The following is a 16199-nucleotide window of genomic DNA, read 5'->3' on the forward strand; positions in this document are numbered from 1 at the left end:
CTTACAGGTTAGAAGGTCAACCCCGGCAGTGTCGCGATCTTTGCCAGCTGCTCGGCGGTGAGCGGCGGGTTGGCGCCCGTGACGCCGGTCTTGCCGGGGTCGCCGTTCATGGCGGTCGCCTCGACCAGGGTCCCGTCCGACCTGCTCGTGCAGACCGCGACGAACGTGACGGGCCGGACGTCGTTGCTCGTCGTCACCCACACCACGATCGAGCGACCTTCCACCACCCGGTTCTCGCAGGTCGACCTGGGGGTGTTGAACGCGGGGTCGCACTTCGGCGCCTCGCCACCGCCGAGGCTGACCATCACCCGGCCGCGCCCCGCGGCGGTGGTCACGTCGGCGACGGCCTCGTACCCACCCTCGTCGACCGCGAATTCCCACGGCTCCGTCGGGTAACCCGGGTACGGCTGGAACTGCGCGCCCGCCGGGATCGCGCCGGACGAGGCCAGCAGCTGCGTCAGCTCGGACGCGCGCCGCGCGGTCGGTGGCACGGGGGGCACGGGCGCGGTGACCGACGTGCTGGTCGCGGAGCCCGGCGAACTGGTCACCCAGGTCGTGGACGGACCGGTGGACACCGGGGCGCCGGTGACGGTGGTGGCGGGGGACGCGCTCGCGGTCACCGACGTGCTCGGCGCCGTCGGCAGCGGCGCCCCGGAGGGCGGAACGCCCCCGACCTGCGCACTCCCGCCTCCCCCACCGGACCCGAGCACGGCCGGGACGCACACGACCGCGGCGGTGGCCAGCACGGTGACCGCGATGTAGCCGCGGCGGAAGGCCGCCCGGCGGCGACCGGTCCGCAGGATCGCCGCGCGGTCGATGGTCAGCGGCGGCTCCTCGTCGAACGCCGCGGCCAGGGCCTGCTTGATGTCGGTCATCGCTGCTCCTCCAGGACGTCGTGGCCGAGAAGGGTGCGCAGCGCGGCCAAGCCCTTGGCCGCCTGGCTCTTCACGGTGCCTTCGGTGCGCCCGAGGAGGCGGGCGGTCTCGGTGACGCTCAGGTCCTCCCAGTAGCGCAGCACCACGACGGCCCGCCGGCCCGGCGGGAGGGCCGCCAGGGCGCGGCGCACGTCGAGGTCCGCGGACCCGGTGGGCAGGGCGGGCGCGGACCAGGCGGACCCGGACTCGGGGGTCGGGCGGTCCGGGACGGTGTCGACCACCGTTTCACGGCGGCGGAAGGCGAGCCGGGACTCGTCGATCGCCGTGCGCACCAGCACCTTGCGCGCGTAGGCGTCCACCGCGCCGTCGCGCCGGAGCCTGGGCCAGGCGACGTAGAGCTTGGTCAACGCCGTCTGCACCAGGTCTTCGGCGCGGTGCCAGTCGCCGCACAGCAGGTAGGCGGTTCGCCGCATCACCAGTGCGCGGGCGTCGACGTACTCGCCGAACTCACTTTCCCGGTCCACCCGGTACCTCCTCGGTCGCCGCTTGGTACGGCGCGGCGACCTCGGGGGGTTGCTCCGGGACGAGGGTCGGGTTGAGGGGCTCCGATTTATTTTTTCAACCGATGACGGTAACGGTGTTTCCGTACGTCTTCGGGCTGGAGACCACCCGATCGGGTGGTCCGCCCTTTCGTCAGAACCTCGGGTGGTCACCCGCCAGGGTGGCGGTGGCGGTGGCGCCGTCGGCGGGGACGATCTCGCCCAGGACCCACGCCGGGACGTGGCGGGCGGTCAGCACGGCCAGCGACCGGTCGACGTCCTCGGGGGCGACCACGGCGACCATGCCGATGCCCATGTTGAACGTCTTCTCCATCTCCTCGCGCTCGACCCGGCCGCGCTGGGCGATCAGGGCGAACACGGGCGCCGGGGTCCAGGTGCCCCGGTTGAGGTCGGCGCGCACGCCCGGCGGCAGCACGCGGGCCAGGTTGGCGGTCAGGCCGCCGCCGGTGACGTGGGCGAACGTCCGGACCTCCGCTTCGGCCGCGAGGGCCAGGCAGTCCTTGGCGTAGATGCGGGTCGGCTCCAGCAGCTCCTCGCCGAGGGTGCGGCCGAACTCCTCGACGTGGCCCTCCAGCGGCATCCGGGCGATCTCCAGCAGCACGTGCCTGGCCAGCGAGTACCCGTTCGAGTGCAGGCCGGAGGAGCCCATGGCGATGACCACGTCGCCGGTGCGCACCCGGTCCGGCCCGAGCATGGCGGACGCCTCGACCACGCCGACGCCCGTGCCGGAGATGTCGTAGTCGTTCGCGCCCATCAGGCCGGGGTGCTCGGCGGTCTCGCCGCCCAGCAGCGCGCAGCCCGCCTGCACGCAGCCCTCCGAGATGCCCTTGACCAGGGCCGCGACCTTGTCCGGCACGACCTTGCCGATGGCGATGTAGTCCTGCATGAACAGCGGCTCGGCCCCGCACACCACCAGGTCGTCCACGACCATGGCGACCAGGTCGACGCCGATGGTGTCGTGCTTGTCCATCGCCTGCGCGACCGCGATCTTCGTGCCGACGCCGTCGGTCGAGGAGGCGAGCACCGGCTCCTTCCAGCGGTCCAGCTTGAGCTGGAACAGGCCCGCGAAGCCGCCGATGCCGCCGAGCACCTCGGGACGCTGCGCCTTCGCCGCCCACGGCTTGAGCTTCTCCACCGCCTCGTCGCCGGCTTCGATGCTTACCCCAGCTGCGGCGTAGGTCGCCTTGGCGCTGTCCGTCACGTCACTGTGCTCCATGGTCGGCGGGCATCCGGCTTTCTCCGAGGCCCGTGCTCCTGCTCGTCGTCCCCACCGGCCCGCGTGTCAGGGCCGTTGCAGGGCGTCCTCGGCACCGTACCCGTTCGGCAGCACGGGGGTGGCCGAGCCCGAAACGCCCCGGATGCCCTCCAGCAGGTGCTTGCCGATCAGCGCGTCCTCGGGCAGCGGGATCGGGTAGTCGCCGTCGAAGCACGCCGTGCACAGGCGGGTCTTCGGCTGCTCGCTGGCGGCGACGAGCTGCTCCAGCGACACGTAGCCCAGGCTGTCGGCGCCGACCGACCGGCGGATGCCGTCGTTGTCCAGGCCGTTGGCGATCAGCTCGGCGCGGGAGGCGAAGTCGATGCCGTAGAAGCACGGCCACTTCACCGGCGGCGACGCGATCCGCACGTGCACCTCGACCGCGCCGGCCTCGCGCAGCATCCGGACCAGGGCGCGCTGCGTGTTGCCGCGCACGATCGAGTCGTCCACGACCACCAGGCGCTTGCCGCGGATGACGTCGCGCAGCGGGTTCAGCTTCAGCCTGATGCCCAGCTGGCGGATCGTCTGCGACGGCTGGATGAAGGTGCGGCCGACGTAGGCGTTCTTGACCAGGCCCGATCCGTACGGGATGCCGCTGGCCTGGGCGTAGCCGATGGCGGCGGGCGTGCCGGACTCGGGCACGGGGATGACCAGGTCGGCCTCGACCGGGTGCTCCACCGCGAGCCGGCGGCCGATCTCGACGCGGGTGGCGTGCACGGAGCGGCCGGCGATGGTGGTGTCCGGGCGGGCCAGGTAGACGTACTCGAAGATGCAGCCCTTGGGCTCGGGGTTGGCGAACCGGCTGGACCGCAGGCCGTTCTCGTCGATCGCGATCAGCTCGCCCGGCTCGACCTCGCGCACGAACGACGCGCCCACGATGTCCAGCGCCGCCGTCTCGCTCGCCACGACCCAGCCGCGCTCCAGCCGGCCGAGCACCAGCGGGCGCACGCCCTGCGGGTCGCGGGCCGCGTACAGCGTCGACTCGTCGGAGAACACCAGGCAGAACGCGCCGCGCAGCGTCGGCAGCAGCTCCATGGCCGCCTGCTCGATGCCGATGTCGGCGGCGTGGGCGGCCAGCAGGCCGCACACCAGGTCGGAGTCGGTGGTCGCGCCGCGCTTGGTGTCGACGCCCGCGTCCCGGGCCTTCACCAGCAGCTCGGCGGTGTTCACCAGGTTGCCGTTGTGGCCGAGCGACAGGCCGGAGCCGGTGGCCGTGGTGCGGAACGTCGGCTGCGCGTTCTCCCACGTCGTGGAGCCCGTGGTCGAGTAGCGGCAGTGGCCGACGGCGACGTAGCCGTGCAGGCTGGACAGCACCTGCTCGTCGAACACCTGGCTGACCAGGCCGAGGTCCTTGAAGACCACCACCTGGCTGCCGTCGCCGACGGAGATGCCGGCCGCCTCCTGGCCGCGGTGCTGGAGGGCGTACAGGCCGTAGTAGGTCATCTTCGCGACCTCTTCGCCCGGGGCCCAGACACCGAACACACCGCATTCTTCGCGGGGTTCGCGTTCTTCCTGTTCTGCGTGGTCGGTTCGGCCGGTTGCGGACTGGTCGGTGACCACCGAGTGCTCCCTAGCGACGAGGTCGGGCTGCACCAACGAGTGTAAGGCTGTCGGGTGGTGGTACCAGCCCCTGGCAAATCCCGGGACGTGACGAAACGCACCCCTGGTCAGCGCGCTCAGTCGAGCTTCAGCGCGAACCAGACCCGCTCGTCGCCGGTGTGCTCGACCGGCAGCCGCCCCCACAGGCCGTAGTGGACGATCTGCGCCTCGCCGGTCACCAGGAGGTCGGCCTCCTCGCCGGGCCACGCCGCCCGCACCTCGGGGACCTGGCCGGGCGCGAAGGTCACGACCCGGGCCTCCGGCACGTCGGTGAGCTGGACGAGCGCGGTGCCCTCGGTGGTCGGGGGCACGTCGGTGGCGTACTTCGCGGCGAGCAGGGTGGTCAGCGCCTCGTCGATGCCGTCCACCGCGAAGTCGGCGTCGCCGACCACCAGCTCCCGCAGCGCGGCCTGGGCGTCCCAGCGGCGCAGGTCCAACTCGTGGGCGAGGCGGCGGTGCCACACCCACGCCAGGTCCGGCGCGGCGGGCGAGAACGTCCACGCGGCCCGGTTGCCCGGGACGGAGGGCAGGATCTCGGCGGCCTTGGCCAACTGGGTGTCGAGGTACTCGACCGGGGCGACCCCGGTGGGCGGCGGGGGCAGCCGGAGCCGGACGGTGCTGCCGGTGCGCAGGTACTCCAGCGACGTTTCGAGGAACCGCCCGACGTGCAGGGTCAGTTCGGTGAAGGTCCACCCCGGGCAGCTGGGCACCGGGGCCGCGGGATCGGCCTTGCCGACCGCCGCCCGGAACATCGCCGCCTGCTCGGTGAAGACCCCGGTCCACCGCTGGGTGGTCCACCCTCCTGGCACGTGCAGCCTCCCCGCTCGGTTCGCAAGTAGCGGTCATCGTGCCGCACCTGCCCGGGGGTTGGAGTGGGAGGAGCGACCGGAGGTTCCGGCCGGCCGGAGGGGAGGGCGAGGGAGAACGGGGGAGAGGAGAACGCGGGGAGGAGGGAAGAGCTGCGGAAGGCGGACGCGGGGAGCGGAAAGCCGGTGATGAGGTCATGAGCCCATGTTCGAACGCTTGTTCGAATCAGGCAAGATCACGTACGGGTGATCTCGCGGGGGCCGGGCACGCGCCGGGAGGAGACCCGCAGGTACCGCCACCCGACCCGTTCGCAACGCACGGGGAACCGGAGAAGATGACGATGCGTCGCACTCCCAGCGGCCCGGCGGCACGAAGGGTGGACAACCGTGTTCGGTGTGCAACCAGAGCAGTTGCGCGCGGCGTCCAAGCAGTTCCACGAGGGCTCGGACGCGGCGGCGGACGGCGCGGAGCTGATCTCCATGCTCAGGCTGGAGGCCGACGCGCTGGGCCAGGTCCCCGCGGCCGCCGAGTTCGTCGACGCCCTGACCAGGTGGTCCGGCGAGCAGTCCGACGACCTGCGACGCGGCAGCGCCTGGTACCGCGACGCCGGCGACGGGCTCAACGAGAACGCCGACGCCTACCAGCGCGCCGACGACGACTCGCACACCGCCTTCCGCGGCATCGAGGGGGGCCTGGCGTGAGCTACACCGACCCCGAGGCCCTGTACGCCCGGCTGGCCACGGGCGACGCGGGCCGCGTCGCCGCCGCGGCCGACCCCATCACCGGCGCCAGGAGCGCGGTGGGCCGCGCGGGCGAGTCGGTCACGGCCGGCGGCTCCACCGCGACCTCCACCTGGCGGGGCGACGCCGCCGCCGGCTTCCAGGGCCGCGCCGACCTGTCCGCCCGGTCCGCGACCGTCTCCGGTGAGCGCCTGGCCGCCGGCGCGGACGTCGTCCAGGCCGCCTCCCGCGCCTACGGTCGGATGCGCGGCAGCGCCGACCAGCTGATCGACTTCTGGCGCGGCCGCTCCCCCGCGCTGGACGAGGCCCAGACCCGCGACCTGGCCAACCGCGTCAACGAGCAGCTCACCAACGTCAAGAACAGCTACGAGCGCGTCCTGCGCAGCTACGCCCGCGCCCTCGGCCAGGTCCGCCCCGGCTTCGCCGAGACCGCGGCCCAGGACCCCGGCTGGAACGCCACCGCGACGGCCCTGCGCACCACCGCCGCCGTGCCCGCGCCGGGCACCGACCCGCGCCAGGTCGCCGCCTGGTGGAAGTCGCTGGGCAAGGAGCAGCAGGACGAGCTGGTGCGCACCCGGTTCCAGGAGCTGGGCCGGCTGCGCGGCCTGCCCTCGGGCGTCCTCGACCAGGCCAACCGGCTGCGCATCGACGACGACCTCCGGCGCTTCTCCGCCGAGCGCGACCAGCTCGACTCGCGGATGACCGAGCGGGCCCGCGAGCTGGGGCTGGACCCGAAGGACTCCGGCGACCTGACGCGGCTGCTCAACGACCCGCGGTACGCGCAGATGGTGGAGCAGCGGCAGGAGGCCGCGACCAAGGCGGAGAACGCCGCGAAGGTCCGGCAGAGCATCGCCGAGGCCGAGGTGTTCTCGCAGGACCAGGGCTGGCTGAACGCCGAGGGCAAGGCGGACGTCCGCGTGCTGGCGTGGGACCCGTACGGCCCGCGCGGCGACGGCGCGACGGCCCTCGCCTACGGCGACCCGGACACGGCCCGCAACCTCGCCGTGGCCGTCCCCGGCACCGGGTCGACGCTGGACGGCTTCTCGGTCAGCCAGGCGGGCAACCTGCGCCAGGCCATGGGCGCGGAGGGCAACGCCACCATCCAGTGGCTCGGCTACGACGCCCCGGGCTGGGCGATCGGCGAGGTGGACAACCCGGCGCAGGCCCGCGAGGGCGGCGCGAACCTGGTCGCCGACGTCAACGGCTACCGCGCGGCCGCCGAGGCCGCGGGCAACCGCCAGCACCTGACCGTGATCGGCCACTCCTACGGCTCCACGACCGTGGGCTACGCGGGCATGAACGGCCTGGCCGCCGACGACATCGCGTTCGTCGGCTCGCCCGGGGTGGGCGCCTCGCACGTAGGACAGCTGTCGGTGGGCGAGGGCCACGTGTACGTCGGCGCGACCGAGCACGACCCGGTCGTGCAAGGCACCAGCTCGACCTGGTTCACCGAGGACGGCTCGTCGACCGGCCCGTACGACGACGCGTTCGGCGCGCGGACGTTCGGCACCACCGACTCGACGATGATCCACGGCGCGCACTCCGAGTACTACACGCCGAACTCGGAGTCGGTGCGGAACCTGGCCCGCATCGCGACCGGCGAGGGCGCCTCGGTGACCGGGCAGGCGTGGTACGACGATCCGCTGGGTCCCTCGGGCCCGTACTCGAACGTCCCGGTGGTGGGCCCGGCGGTCGACCTCGTCACGGGCACCGCCGCGGGCGTCGCGGACCTGGGCATGGACGTCGGCACCGGCCTCTACGGCGCCGGCCGCGAGGCGTGGAACGGCAACTGGTCCGAGGCCGGCACCGGTCTGCTGAACACCGGCAAGGAGCTGGTCGGCGACACGGCGGACGTGGTGGTCGGCGGGGTCGGCGACGTGGTCGAGTTCGGCCGCGACGTCGTGGAGGGCGCGGGCGACGTGTGGGACCGGACCGTGGGGTCCTGGTTCTAGGCGGCTCGGCAGGGCCCGACGTCGTACTTCGGGTCGACGCCGTCCAGGCCGTTCTCGTCGGTCTTGGTGACGGTGCAGATCACCACGTCCCCGACGGCGACGCCCTCGGGCAGCTCGTCCAGGTCCGCGCCGTAGGTGCCGGTGTGGGGCGCGTCGGGCTGGTCCCCGTCCAGCTCCATGCCGACCCGCGTGGGTGCGTCGTCGTTCGTCTCGACGATGCGGACGACCTTGAGCCGCAGCTCCCCCGACCAGTCGCTGCCGCAACCGGCGAGCACGGCTCCGACCACGAGGACGGCGGCACACGCCTTGAGCGCCTTCACGCCGTCGAGCTTAGCTAGAAGCGCAGCACCGGGAGGGCGGTCGACAGGTCCGCCCGGCTGCCGGACGCGGTGACCCGACCGGCGGCCACGGCCTCGTCCCAGCCCAACCGGCCCACGGCCAGCTCCAGCCACGTGCGCGGGTCGGTCTCGACCACGTTGGGCGGTGTGCCGCGGGTGTGCCGGGGCCCGGCCACGCACTGCACGGCGGCGAACGGCGGCACCCGCACCTCGACGCTGCGGCCCGGCGCGGCCTGCTCCAGGGTCCGCAGGCTCAACCGGACGGCCGCCGCGAGCACCGGGCGCGCCGGCTGGTCGACGCCCTCGCCCGTCAGCCAGGGCAGCACGGCCTCGACCGCGGCGCGCGCCTCGCGCGGGTCGACGGGTTTCGACGGCACGGGCCGAGGTTAGCGCCCGACGCGCAGGCCGGCGGAGTGCACCGCCTCGGCCAGCAGCTCCTCCACGTGGTGGGTGAGCCGCCGGGCGTCGGTCGGGGTGAACGTGCTCCACGGCTCCGCCCCGTTGGACGCGCGCCGCTGCTGGAGGTAGCGCCCCTCCTCGGTGTCGAAGAACGCCACCACGCGGTCGGGCCGGCACCGCTTGCCGTACTTGTCGCGGGCCGCGGCGCCGAAGTTGCCGGTGTGCACGAGCCCGGTGAACATCTTGACCAGCGTGGTCGCGTCCTCCTGGCGCACGCCGTGCCCGCGCAGCGAGTTCTCCAGCGACCGGGGCGAGCCGTCGGACCGCTTCACCGCCGCCTCCAGGTCGGCGCTCGGCATGGTGACGGAGTGGCCGGTGCCGGCGGGGTGCGCGGGCAGCGCGCCCAGCACCGCCGAGGCCAGGCCGGAGCCCGCCGCGCGCCGGAACGCCAGCCGGTTGTCGTCGAGGGTGGCCACCGCGCCGTCGTCGCCGTTGGCCACGGCCAGCACGCGCACGCTGCGGCCGATCCAGACCCGGCCGTCGACCTCGCGCTCCGGCCGGGAGAACTGCCGCAGCAGGTGGTGCAGCTCCGGCGCCAGGCCGCTGGGCCCGCCGAGCCCGCGGGCGCCGATGCCGTGCCACGCGCGCCGCTCCACCTCGGCCCGCTCCCGGTGCGTCCGACCCGGCGAGGGCACCTTGATGACCAGCGGCACCTGCCCCAGGTCCAGGCGTTCCCACAGCACGTCGAACTCCTCGGCCGAGAGCGTGATGGGCTCCCGATCCGCCGGCCCCCCGAAATACGTCACGCCAACCCCCGGTCCTCGGAGCCGGGCACGGGCCCGCGCCGTCCGGGACGGCGCGGGCCCGTGCCCCGCATCACTGGCTACTGCTCACTTGCTACTGCGGCACTTCCCCGATCACGGGCGGTGCGACGAGCCGGTCGTCGCCGAACACGTCGTCGGTCTCGACCAGGTAGTCGGCCGGCTTGTGCTCCTGGTCCTCCTCGCCCTCGCCGCCGCGGGCGCCCGCGGCGCCACCGGCCAGGCCCGCGCCCGCGCCACCGGGACGACCCGGACCACCGGCGGCACCCGGTCCACCCGGACCGAAACCACCGGGACCGAACCCGCCCGGACCACCGGCCAGCGGGCCGCGCGGACCGGCACCGGCCGGGTTGGGGCCACCGGGAACACCACCGTGCGCACCCGGACCACCGTGCGCACCCGGACCACCGTGCGCACCCGGACCACTGGGCATCCCCGGACCACCGGGCACACCGGGCATCCCGCCGCGCGCACCGGGACCGCCGGGCACACCGGGGCCACCAGGGCCACCGGGCACCCGCGCGCCGGGCGGCGGGTTCGGCCGGGCGCCGGGACCACCCGGGCCACCGGGACCCCTCGGCGGGACCGGGCCGGTGCGCGGGGGCAGCGGCGGCGTCCACATCGGGGGCGGACCCACGGGCGGCCTGACCGCGACCGGCGGGGGCGGCACCGGCTGCGGGGTCGGCGTGGGGTTGACCGGCGGGGCCCACGACGGGTTCGTGGTGCCGTTGCCGCCGGGCAGCAGGCCGGCCTGCGGCACGGGCGAGCCGCTCGGCGGGGCCCACGACGGCGTGGTGGTGCCGCCACCGCCGCCGCCACCGGGCGTGGTCCAGGGCTGCCCGGCGCTCTGGGCCACGGTGTAGCTGTTGTACTGGCCGGCGCCGGCGGGCGGCGGGGTGTCGATGACGACCTGCGGCGGCGGCACGAACTCGCCCAGCGTGTTGCTGTTCCACTCGCTGCTGGACTGGTAGCTGTTCATCACCTCGACGGCCTTGGCCTCGGCGTTGTCCTGCGCCGCTTCCTGCCGCTCGTGGTCCTGCTGCTGCTGGATGACGTGCATCATCCCGACCGGTCCGGTCAGCGCGCCGAGGATCTTGTCACCGGTGGACGGCGCCTCGGTGGTCACCGGGACCGGCTCGGGCATCTCCTTGCGCGCGTCCACGATGTACTCGCCCTGGAGCTGCGCGGAGGACTTCATCACGTCCGAGGCGCGCTGCGCGTCGGAGGCCCACTCGCCCAGCGGCGAGAGCGCCGCCTGGGCCGCGTTCGCGCTGGAGCCCTCCCAGACCGCGCCGAGCTTCGCCAGTCCGTCGTGGATGGACGTGTCGATCTCGGCCAGGGTCTCGGACAGCGCCTTCCACTTGTCCTCGACGGGCCGGGAGGCCGCCACGCCGGGACCCTCGTTGATCATGCGGTACAGATCGGGGTGTGCGTAACCGCGCCAGCGGTGGTCACCCATGGTGCTCGCCCCCCTCGGGTGCGTTGGTCGTCATGTCAGTCGTTGCCGACGCGTCCCCAGGACGCGGCGTTGTCGCCCTCGACCCGGCGGTAGTCCGCCTCGATCGTGGTGAGCTGCTCCACCACGCCCCTGAGCTGCTCGCGGTAGGCGAGGATGGCGTTCAGCGCGGCCGAGTCGCCCGACTCGAAGGTGTCCTGGTTGAACTTCTCGGCGGTCTCCCGGCTGACCGGGTCGCCCGCCCAGTCGCGCGCGTGCAGCGCGCCCTGGGCGTCCCGCAGCTGGGCGTCCAGCGCCTCCAGCGCGTTGGCGAAGACCTGCCGGGCGCCGGGGATCGCGGACGGCTCGATGCTGAGCTTCTGCTGCGTCCCGCTGTAGTCCGGCGTGGTCTGCGCGGGACCACCACCGCCACCGCCGTCGATGAACACGAACACCCTCCTCGGCACCGCGCACACCCCACCGTGCGCATTCGGGATGACTTTAGCTCTGATGCGTCACACGGGTGAGTGGTTCCGCCTGCGAACCGACTACCGCTACCGGTTCCCCAGGGTCTCGACCACGGCCCCCGCGATCTGCGGTGCGAGCCGGCACAGCTCGTCCACGGGGGTGCCCTCGAAGCTCGACACCTGAACGTCGATCATCTGCCCGTCGGAGACGTCGACGCCCAGGAAGCACACCTGGTCGTCGCCGGGGGCGCGGCCGAGCACCGCCGGGAAGCCGCCGACCTCCAGGCGCTCCGGCTCCACGGCGAAGCCGCCGTCGGTGTACCAGGAGATGCCGGTGGTGGTCACGGTCGTCACGCGGAAGCCCCACGTGCGGTCCTCGCGGAAGAAGTCGCAGGTCGGGGAGTCGTAGACGGTGGCGGTGCCCGCGCGGGGCGGGCGGTCGGCGCCGAACCGCGCGCGCTGCGCGTCGGTCAGCGCGGTGCACGGGTCGACACCCCCGACGTCGATCGTCCTCGGGCGGGCCGGGGCCCGGGACGCGGAGGTCGGCTCGCTCGACGCGGCGCCCGAACGCCCGGGACCCCGGTCACCCGCGGTGGCGGACCCGCCGGTGGTCTCGGCGCAGCCCGTGAGCAGGGCCAGGGCGGCGAGGAGCGGCACGGCGCGGCGCGGGAGCCCAGGCATGGGCCCAACGTATCGGACGTGCCCGCGCCCGACGGCGCGAACGGGCCGGGTCAGCAGCGCTCCGCGTAGCGGCAGGCCACCACGGCGGGCCGCTCGACCGGCTCGCCCGCCTCGATCGACCACGCCAGGCGCACGTACTGGGCGTGCGTCCAGGCCAGCGGGGTGGCCGAGGTGGTGCCGCGGCCCAGCCACACCTGCTCGGGCAGCATCCGGCCCGGGTTGGCGGCGGACGCGATGTCGGCCAGGCGGCGGCGCGCGGCGCCCTGGTCGCCGGCCAGCAGCTCGTACTCGCCGCGCTCGCCGGCGAAGATCGGCCACGTGCGGCCGTAGGTGCGGCCGTGGCCGAGGTTCCAGGGGCCGCCGTCGGCGCGCTCGCCGTAGCCGTCGCCGTTGTAGCGGTGCCAGAACCGGCCGCGCTCGAGCTGCTCGTCGACCACCCGCACGGTGTCGCGCACCACCGGGTCGTCGTGCGACCGGACGCCCAGGCGCACCAGTTCGAGGAAGCTCGGGTCCACGGCGGCGCGCTGGTCGATCTCGGTCGGGTGGTTGTCGCCGGGGTTGTAGGTGGTGCCCCGGTCGGGCTGCCCGTCCTTGGTGAGCCGCAGGTAGTAGGGCCGGTCGGAGAACGGGCCGGTGCTGGTGACCGTCCACTCCTCGACCCGGGCCTCCCAGCCGTCGGCGATCCCGAGGTACCGGGCGGCGCGCGGGTCGCCCACCCGGCCGAGCAGGTCGGCCAGGCACACCAGGCCGGCGATCTCGGCGGCGATGGTGCCCGGCGAGTACCCGCTCTGGTTCTCCCAGCGCTCCTGCTGGGTGAACGGCGCGTCCGGCTGGGCGATCATGAACTCGGCGGCGCGCACGAGGCCGTCGAGGGTGTCCCGGTCGGTGCGGCCGAGCAGCCACGCCAGCAGCATCGGCGCGGCCTGCTCGTCCTGCTGGACGTTGGTCCAGTGCGGCTCGCCGGTGACGCGCGTGTTCTGCGGCAGGTGGCCGTCGGGCTGCTGCTGCACGTCGAGCATGAAGTCCAGGGCGCGGTGCGCGGCCCGGGTGTCGCCGGCCGCGAGCAGGGCACTGGCCACCTGGTACTGGTCGCGCGGCCACACCAGGGCGTAGGAGCCGAACTCGGGGGCGATCTCGCGGTCGGAGCCGAACGCCCACGGGAAGCTCGGCGAGGCGACGAACGCGCCCGGGTTGCGCTTGTCCTCGGTCGCGGCCAGCACCGCCATCGACGTCTCGTAGAGGTCGCGGTCGGCGGCGCGCGGGCGCTCCAGCGACCCCAGGTAGTCCTCCCAGCCCCGGTCGTAGCGGCGGGCGTGCCGGGGGAAGCCCTCGACCAGGGAGGAGCGCGCGGTGGTCAGGGCCTGCTCGGGGGTGCCGCCGAAGCCCAGGGCCAGCGTGGTGCGGCCGCCCCTCAACCGCAGCTCACCGGTCTGGACGACGTTGCCGGTGGTGGCGCTGACGGGCGTGATCCCGTGGTCGGCGACCAGGGCGCTCGCGGCCCGCTGGTCGCGCGCCACCAGCGCGTCCGGCTGGTCCACGGCGGTGTCGTCGTCGCCGTCGCGGGACAGGTTCGGGTCGAAGACCACCCGCACGTCGGCCGGCCGGCCCGAGAACTCCACGTCGACCAGGACGGTCGCCCGGGACGGGTCGGTGGTGTAGGTGAGGCGGGCCTGCCAGCCGGGACCGCGGAACACCTGGCGGTAGCGCAGCCTGCCGATCGGCTCGGTGCGGGCGTTCGCCGCGGCGCGGCCGTCGACCACGAGCGTGAGCTCCCGGGTCGCCGGGGTGCTCAGGTCGGGGTAGAAGACCTCGTTCAGCCCGTCGCGGCCGAGGGTGAACCACACCGGGCTCTCGGACTGGCGGGCCGTGCCGAACCCCTGCTTGTCGGCGGGCATGTAGGTCGCCGGGGGACCGGGGACGGTCAACGCGCTCGCCAGCAGCACCGCGACTAAGGGGGGCGTCATGCCCTGTTGGGTGCACCGCGGCGGGCCATGTCAAACAACAGTCCACACAGGACGATCAACCGCGACGGCGGTCAGCTGCGCCCGAGCAGCTCCTCGATCTCCTCGGGCTTCATCGGCTTGGCGAAGAACCAGCCCTGGCCCGTGTCGCAGCCGATCCGGTGCAGGCGCTTGGCCTGGGCCGGGGTCTCCACGCCCTCCGCGGTGACGCCGAGCCGGAGCGCGTGGGCCAGCTGGACCAGCGTGGAGACGATCTGGGCGTCCACCGCGTCCTCCTCGTCCGCCGCCCGCAGCCCTTCCATGAACGAACCCGCGATCTTCAGCTCGTGCACGGGCAGGTGCTTGAGGTACGCCAGGTTCGAGTACCCGGTGCCGAAGTCGTCGATCGCGATCCGCACGCCCATGTCCGACAGCGCCCGCAGCGCCTCCAGCGGCTCGTCCGCGGTGCCCATGATGGCGCTCTCGGTCAGCTCCAGCTGGAGGTGGTGCGGCGGCAGCGCGCACTCGTCGAGGATCCGCTTCACGTCCCGCACCAGCTCGGGGTCGCGCGACTGCCGCACCGCCAGGTTGACCGACACGAACGGCGCGGAGTCGCCGAACGCCTCGAACCAGCGGCGCGCCTGCTCGCACGCCTTGCGCAGCACCCACCGGCCCAGCGGCACGATCAGGCCGGTCTCCTCGGCCAGCTCGATGAACCGGTCCGGCGCCAGCCGCCCGAACTCCGGGTGCTGCCAGCGGACCAGCGCCTCCACGCCCACGATCGTGCTGTCCTCCAACCGCACCAGCGGCTGGTAGTCCACGTAGAACTCGTCGCGCTCCAGCGCCGCCGGCATGGTCGCGGACAGGGTGAAGCGGGCGACCTCCTTGGCGTTGCGCTCCGGGTCGTACAGCGCCCAGCGCGACTTGCCGTCCGCCTTCGCCCAGTACAGCGTGATGTCCGCGTCCCGCATCAGGTCGGCCGCGGTGGTGCCGGACAGGGCGCGCTCGACGATGCCGATCGACGCCGACACGGTCAGCTCGTGCCCGCCGATGCGGATCGGGGACTCCAGCTCCCGCAGCACGCGGTCGGCCACCGCGATGATGTCCTGGGTGTCCCGCGAGCCCTCGACCAGGATCACGAACTCGTCGCCGCCCATGCGCGCCACGAGCTTGCCCTCGCCGGACACCGACAGGTCCAGCCGGCGGCCCACCTCGACCAGCAGCCGGTCGCCGATGTCGTGGCCCAGGCTGTCGTTGATCACCTTGAACCCGTCCAGGTCCAGGTAGCACAGGCCGGCCCGGCGGCTGTGGCGGTTGTTGAACACCCGGCCCAGCCGCTCCAGGAACAGCGCCCGGTTGGGCAGGCCGGTCAGCGGGTCGTGCAGCGCCTGGTAGCGCAGCCGGTTCTGGAGCAGGTGGCGGTCGGTGACGTCCTCGATCATCGCCACCTGGTACTGCGGCTCGCCGTGGTCGTCGCGCACCAGCGACAGGGTCAGGTGCGTCCACACCTGCTCGCCGTCGGCCCGGCGGAACCGCTTCTCGGCCCGGTAGTGGTCGCACTCGCCCGCGGTGAGCTGGTCGTACAGCCGCCAGACCGTGCCGCCGTCCTCCGGGTGCATCAGGTCGCGGATGTTGTACTGCCGCATCTCCTCGACGCTGAACCCGAGCATGTCCTGCAACGCCTGGTTCACGTCCAGGATGCGGCCCTCGATGTCGGCGATGCCGATGCCGATCGCGGCGTCGGTGAACATCGCCCGGAACCGCGCCTCCGACGCCCGCAGCGCGGCCTCGGCCTGGTCGCGGGCGTCCAGCACGGCCGCGCGGATCGCCTCCTGCTCGGCCAGCGTCCGCTCGCGCAGCGCGCGGGCGTACCCGGCGGACAGCGCGCCCTGGAGCGCCGCCAGCCGGGAGCGCATCAGCTCGTCGCGCGGCACGCCCAGCTCGGCGAGCAGGTCGTCGCCGAGCAGCTGCACGGTGCGGCCGAGCGTGTCGGTGCCGGTGAAGTGGGCCTCGACCAGGCGCGCGCCGATCTCGTAGCCGGGCGCGGTGCGGAACGGGCTGGCGTGCAGCGCGTGCACCAGCACCTCGGTGAGCGCCTGGAGGTGTTCGGCGACCTCGGCCCGGGTCATCGGCACGTAGCTGCTGCCGATGACCGCGGTGGCCCAGGTCCGGGCGAACGACTCGGCCCCCGCCTGGACGGCGGGGTCGAGGTTCGATCGGCCTGGTGCCGCCACCCGATGGTCAACCTGTTCCGTCATGTCCGCCGGCCTGCCGCCACAACGCAGAGGATACGGCCGCTCGCGGTGCGCGGTCGACAGATCCGCCGGCGC

At 73.8% G+C, this 16199-nt stretch carries 15 protein-coding genes; 2 read left to right on the top strand and 13 right to left on the bottom strand.

What is annotated here, in order from left to right; translation table 11 throughout:
• Positions 1–8: 8 nt before the first annotated feature.
• The 5 genes from ACFP3R_RS18965 to ACFP3R_RS18985 form a co-directional block, all read right to left on the bottom strand.
• A complete protein-coding gene (locus ACFP3R_RS18965) occupies positions 9–875 on the bottom strand; it encodes a hypothetical protein (protein WP_380637562.1) in 867 nt (288 codons plus the stop codon).
• Positions 872–1348 (bottom strand): SigE family RNA polymerase sigma factor, encoded by a 477-nt coding sequence (locus tag ACFP3R_RS18970; RefSeq protein ID WP_380637687.1) that lies wholly within the window; start codon positions 1346–1348, stop codon positions 872–874. The genes ACFP3R_RS18965 and ACFP3R_RS18970 overlap by 4 nt, the downstream gene beginning before the upstream one ends.
• 220 nt (positions 1349–1568) lie before the next feature.
• The gene (gene purM, locus ACFP3R_RS18975) at positions 1569–2651 is read right to left on the bottom strand and encodes a phosphoribosylformylglycinamidine cyclo-ligase (protein ID WP_380637563.1); all 1083 of its coding nucleotides are present in this window, start codon (positions 2649–2651) and stop codon (positions 1569–1571) included.
• 66 nt (positions 2652–2717) lie between these two features.
• A complete protein-coding gene (purF, locus tag ACFP3R_RS18980) occupies positions 2718–4250 on the bottom strand; it encodes an amidophosphoribosyltransferase (RefSeq protein WP_380637564.1) in 1533 nt (510 codons plus the stop codon).
• 116 nt (positions 4251–4366) lie between these two features.
• A complete protein-coding gene (locus tag ACFP3R_RS18985; protein ID WP_380637565.1) occupies positions 4367–5098 on the bottom strand; it encodes a maleylpyruvate isomerase N-terminal domain-containing protein in 732 nt (243 codons plus the stop codon).
• Between the two features lie 384 nt (positions 5099–5482).
• Here ACFP3R_RS18985 and ACFP3R_RS18990 point away from each other — a divergent pair, with 384 nt between their 5' ends.
• Positions 5483–5797, top strand: a complete 315-nt coding sequence (locus ACFP3R_RS18990) for a hypothetical protein (protein WP_380637566.1) — start codon at positions 5483–5485, stop codon at positions 5795–5797.
• Positions 5794–7788: an alpha/beta hydrolase gene (locus ACFP3R_RS18995; protein WP_380637567.1), complete on the top strand. Its 1995-nt coding sequence runs from the start codon at positions 5794–5796 to the stop codon at positions 7786–7788. Before ACFP3R_RS18990 ends, ACFP3R_RS18995 begins: the two co-directional genes overlap by 4 nt.
• Here ACFP3R_RS18995 and ACFP3R_RS19000 read toward each other — a convergent pair.
• From ACFP3R_RS19000 to ACFP3R_RS19035, 8 genes are all read right to left on the bottom strand, one after another.
• Entirely contained in the window at positions 7785–8108 is a 324-nt protein-coding gene (locus ACFP3R_RS19000; RefSeq protein ID WP_380637568.1) for a hypothetical protein, read from the bottom strand. The two genes, ACFP3R_RS18995 and ACFP3R_RS19000, sit on opposite strands and share 4 nt — an antisense overlap.
• 14 nt (positions 8109–8122) lie before the next feature.
• Positions 8123–8503, bottom strand: a complete 381-nt coding sequence (locus tag ACFP3R_RS19005) for a sterol carrier family protein (protein ID WP_380637569.1) — start codon at positions 8501–8503, stop codon at positions 8123–8125.
• Between the two features lie 9 nt (positions 8504–8512).
• On the bottom strand, positions 8513–9331 hold the full coding sequence (locus ACFP3R_RS19010; protein WP_380637570.1) for an ESX secretion-associated protein EspG: 819 nt from the start codon (positions 9329–9331) through the stop codon (positions 8513–8515).
• Between the two features lie 91 nt (positions 9332–9422).
• Entirely contained in the window at positions 9423–10805 is a 1383-nt protein-coding gene (locus ACFP3R_RS19015; RefSeq protein ID WP_380637571.1) for a PPE domain-containing protein, read from the bottom strand.
• A 35-nt stretch (positions 10806–10840) separates the two neighbouring features.
• Positions 10841–11248: a transcriptional regulator gene (locus tag ACFP3R_RS19020; RefSeq protein WP_380637572.1), complete on the bottom strand. Its 408-nt coding sequence runs from the start codon at positions 11246–11248 to the stop codon at positions 10841–10843.
• Between the two features lie 87 nt (positions 11249–11335).
• Positions 11336–11929, bottom strand: a complete 594-nt coding sequence (locus ACFP3R_RS19025) for a DUF3558 domain-containing protein (protein ID WP_380637573.1) — start codon at positions 11927–11929, stop codon at positions 11336–11338.
• 50 nt (positions 11930–11979) lie between these two features.
• Positions 11980–13893, bottom strand: coding sequence for a glycoside hydrolase family 15 protein (locus tag ACFP3R_RS19030; RefSeq protein ID WP_380637574.1), 1914 nt, complete (start codon positions 13891–13893; stop codon positions 11980–11982).
• A 71-nt stretch (positions 13894–13964) separates the two neighbouring features.
• Positions 13965–16127, bottom strand: a complete 2163-nt coding sequence (locus ACFP3R_RS19035; RefSeq protein WP_380637575.1) for a putative bifunctional diguanylate cyclase/phosphodiesterase — start codon at positions 16125–16127, stop codon at positions 13965–13967.
• Positions 16128–16199 lie beyond the last annotated feature (72 nt).

Source organism: Saccharothrix lopnurensis (assembly GCF_042658445.1).
Taxonomy (GTDB): Bacteria; Actinomycetota; Actinomycetes; order Mycobacteriales; family Pseudonocardiaceae; genus Actinosynnema; species Actinosynnema lopnurensis.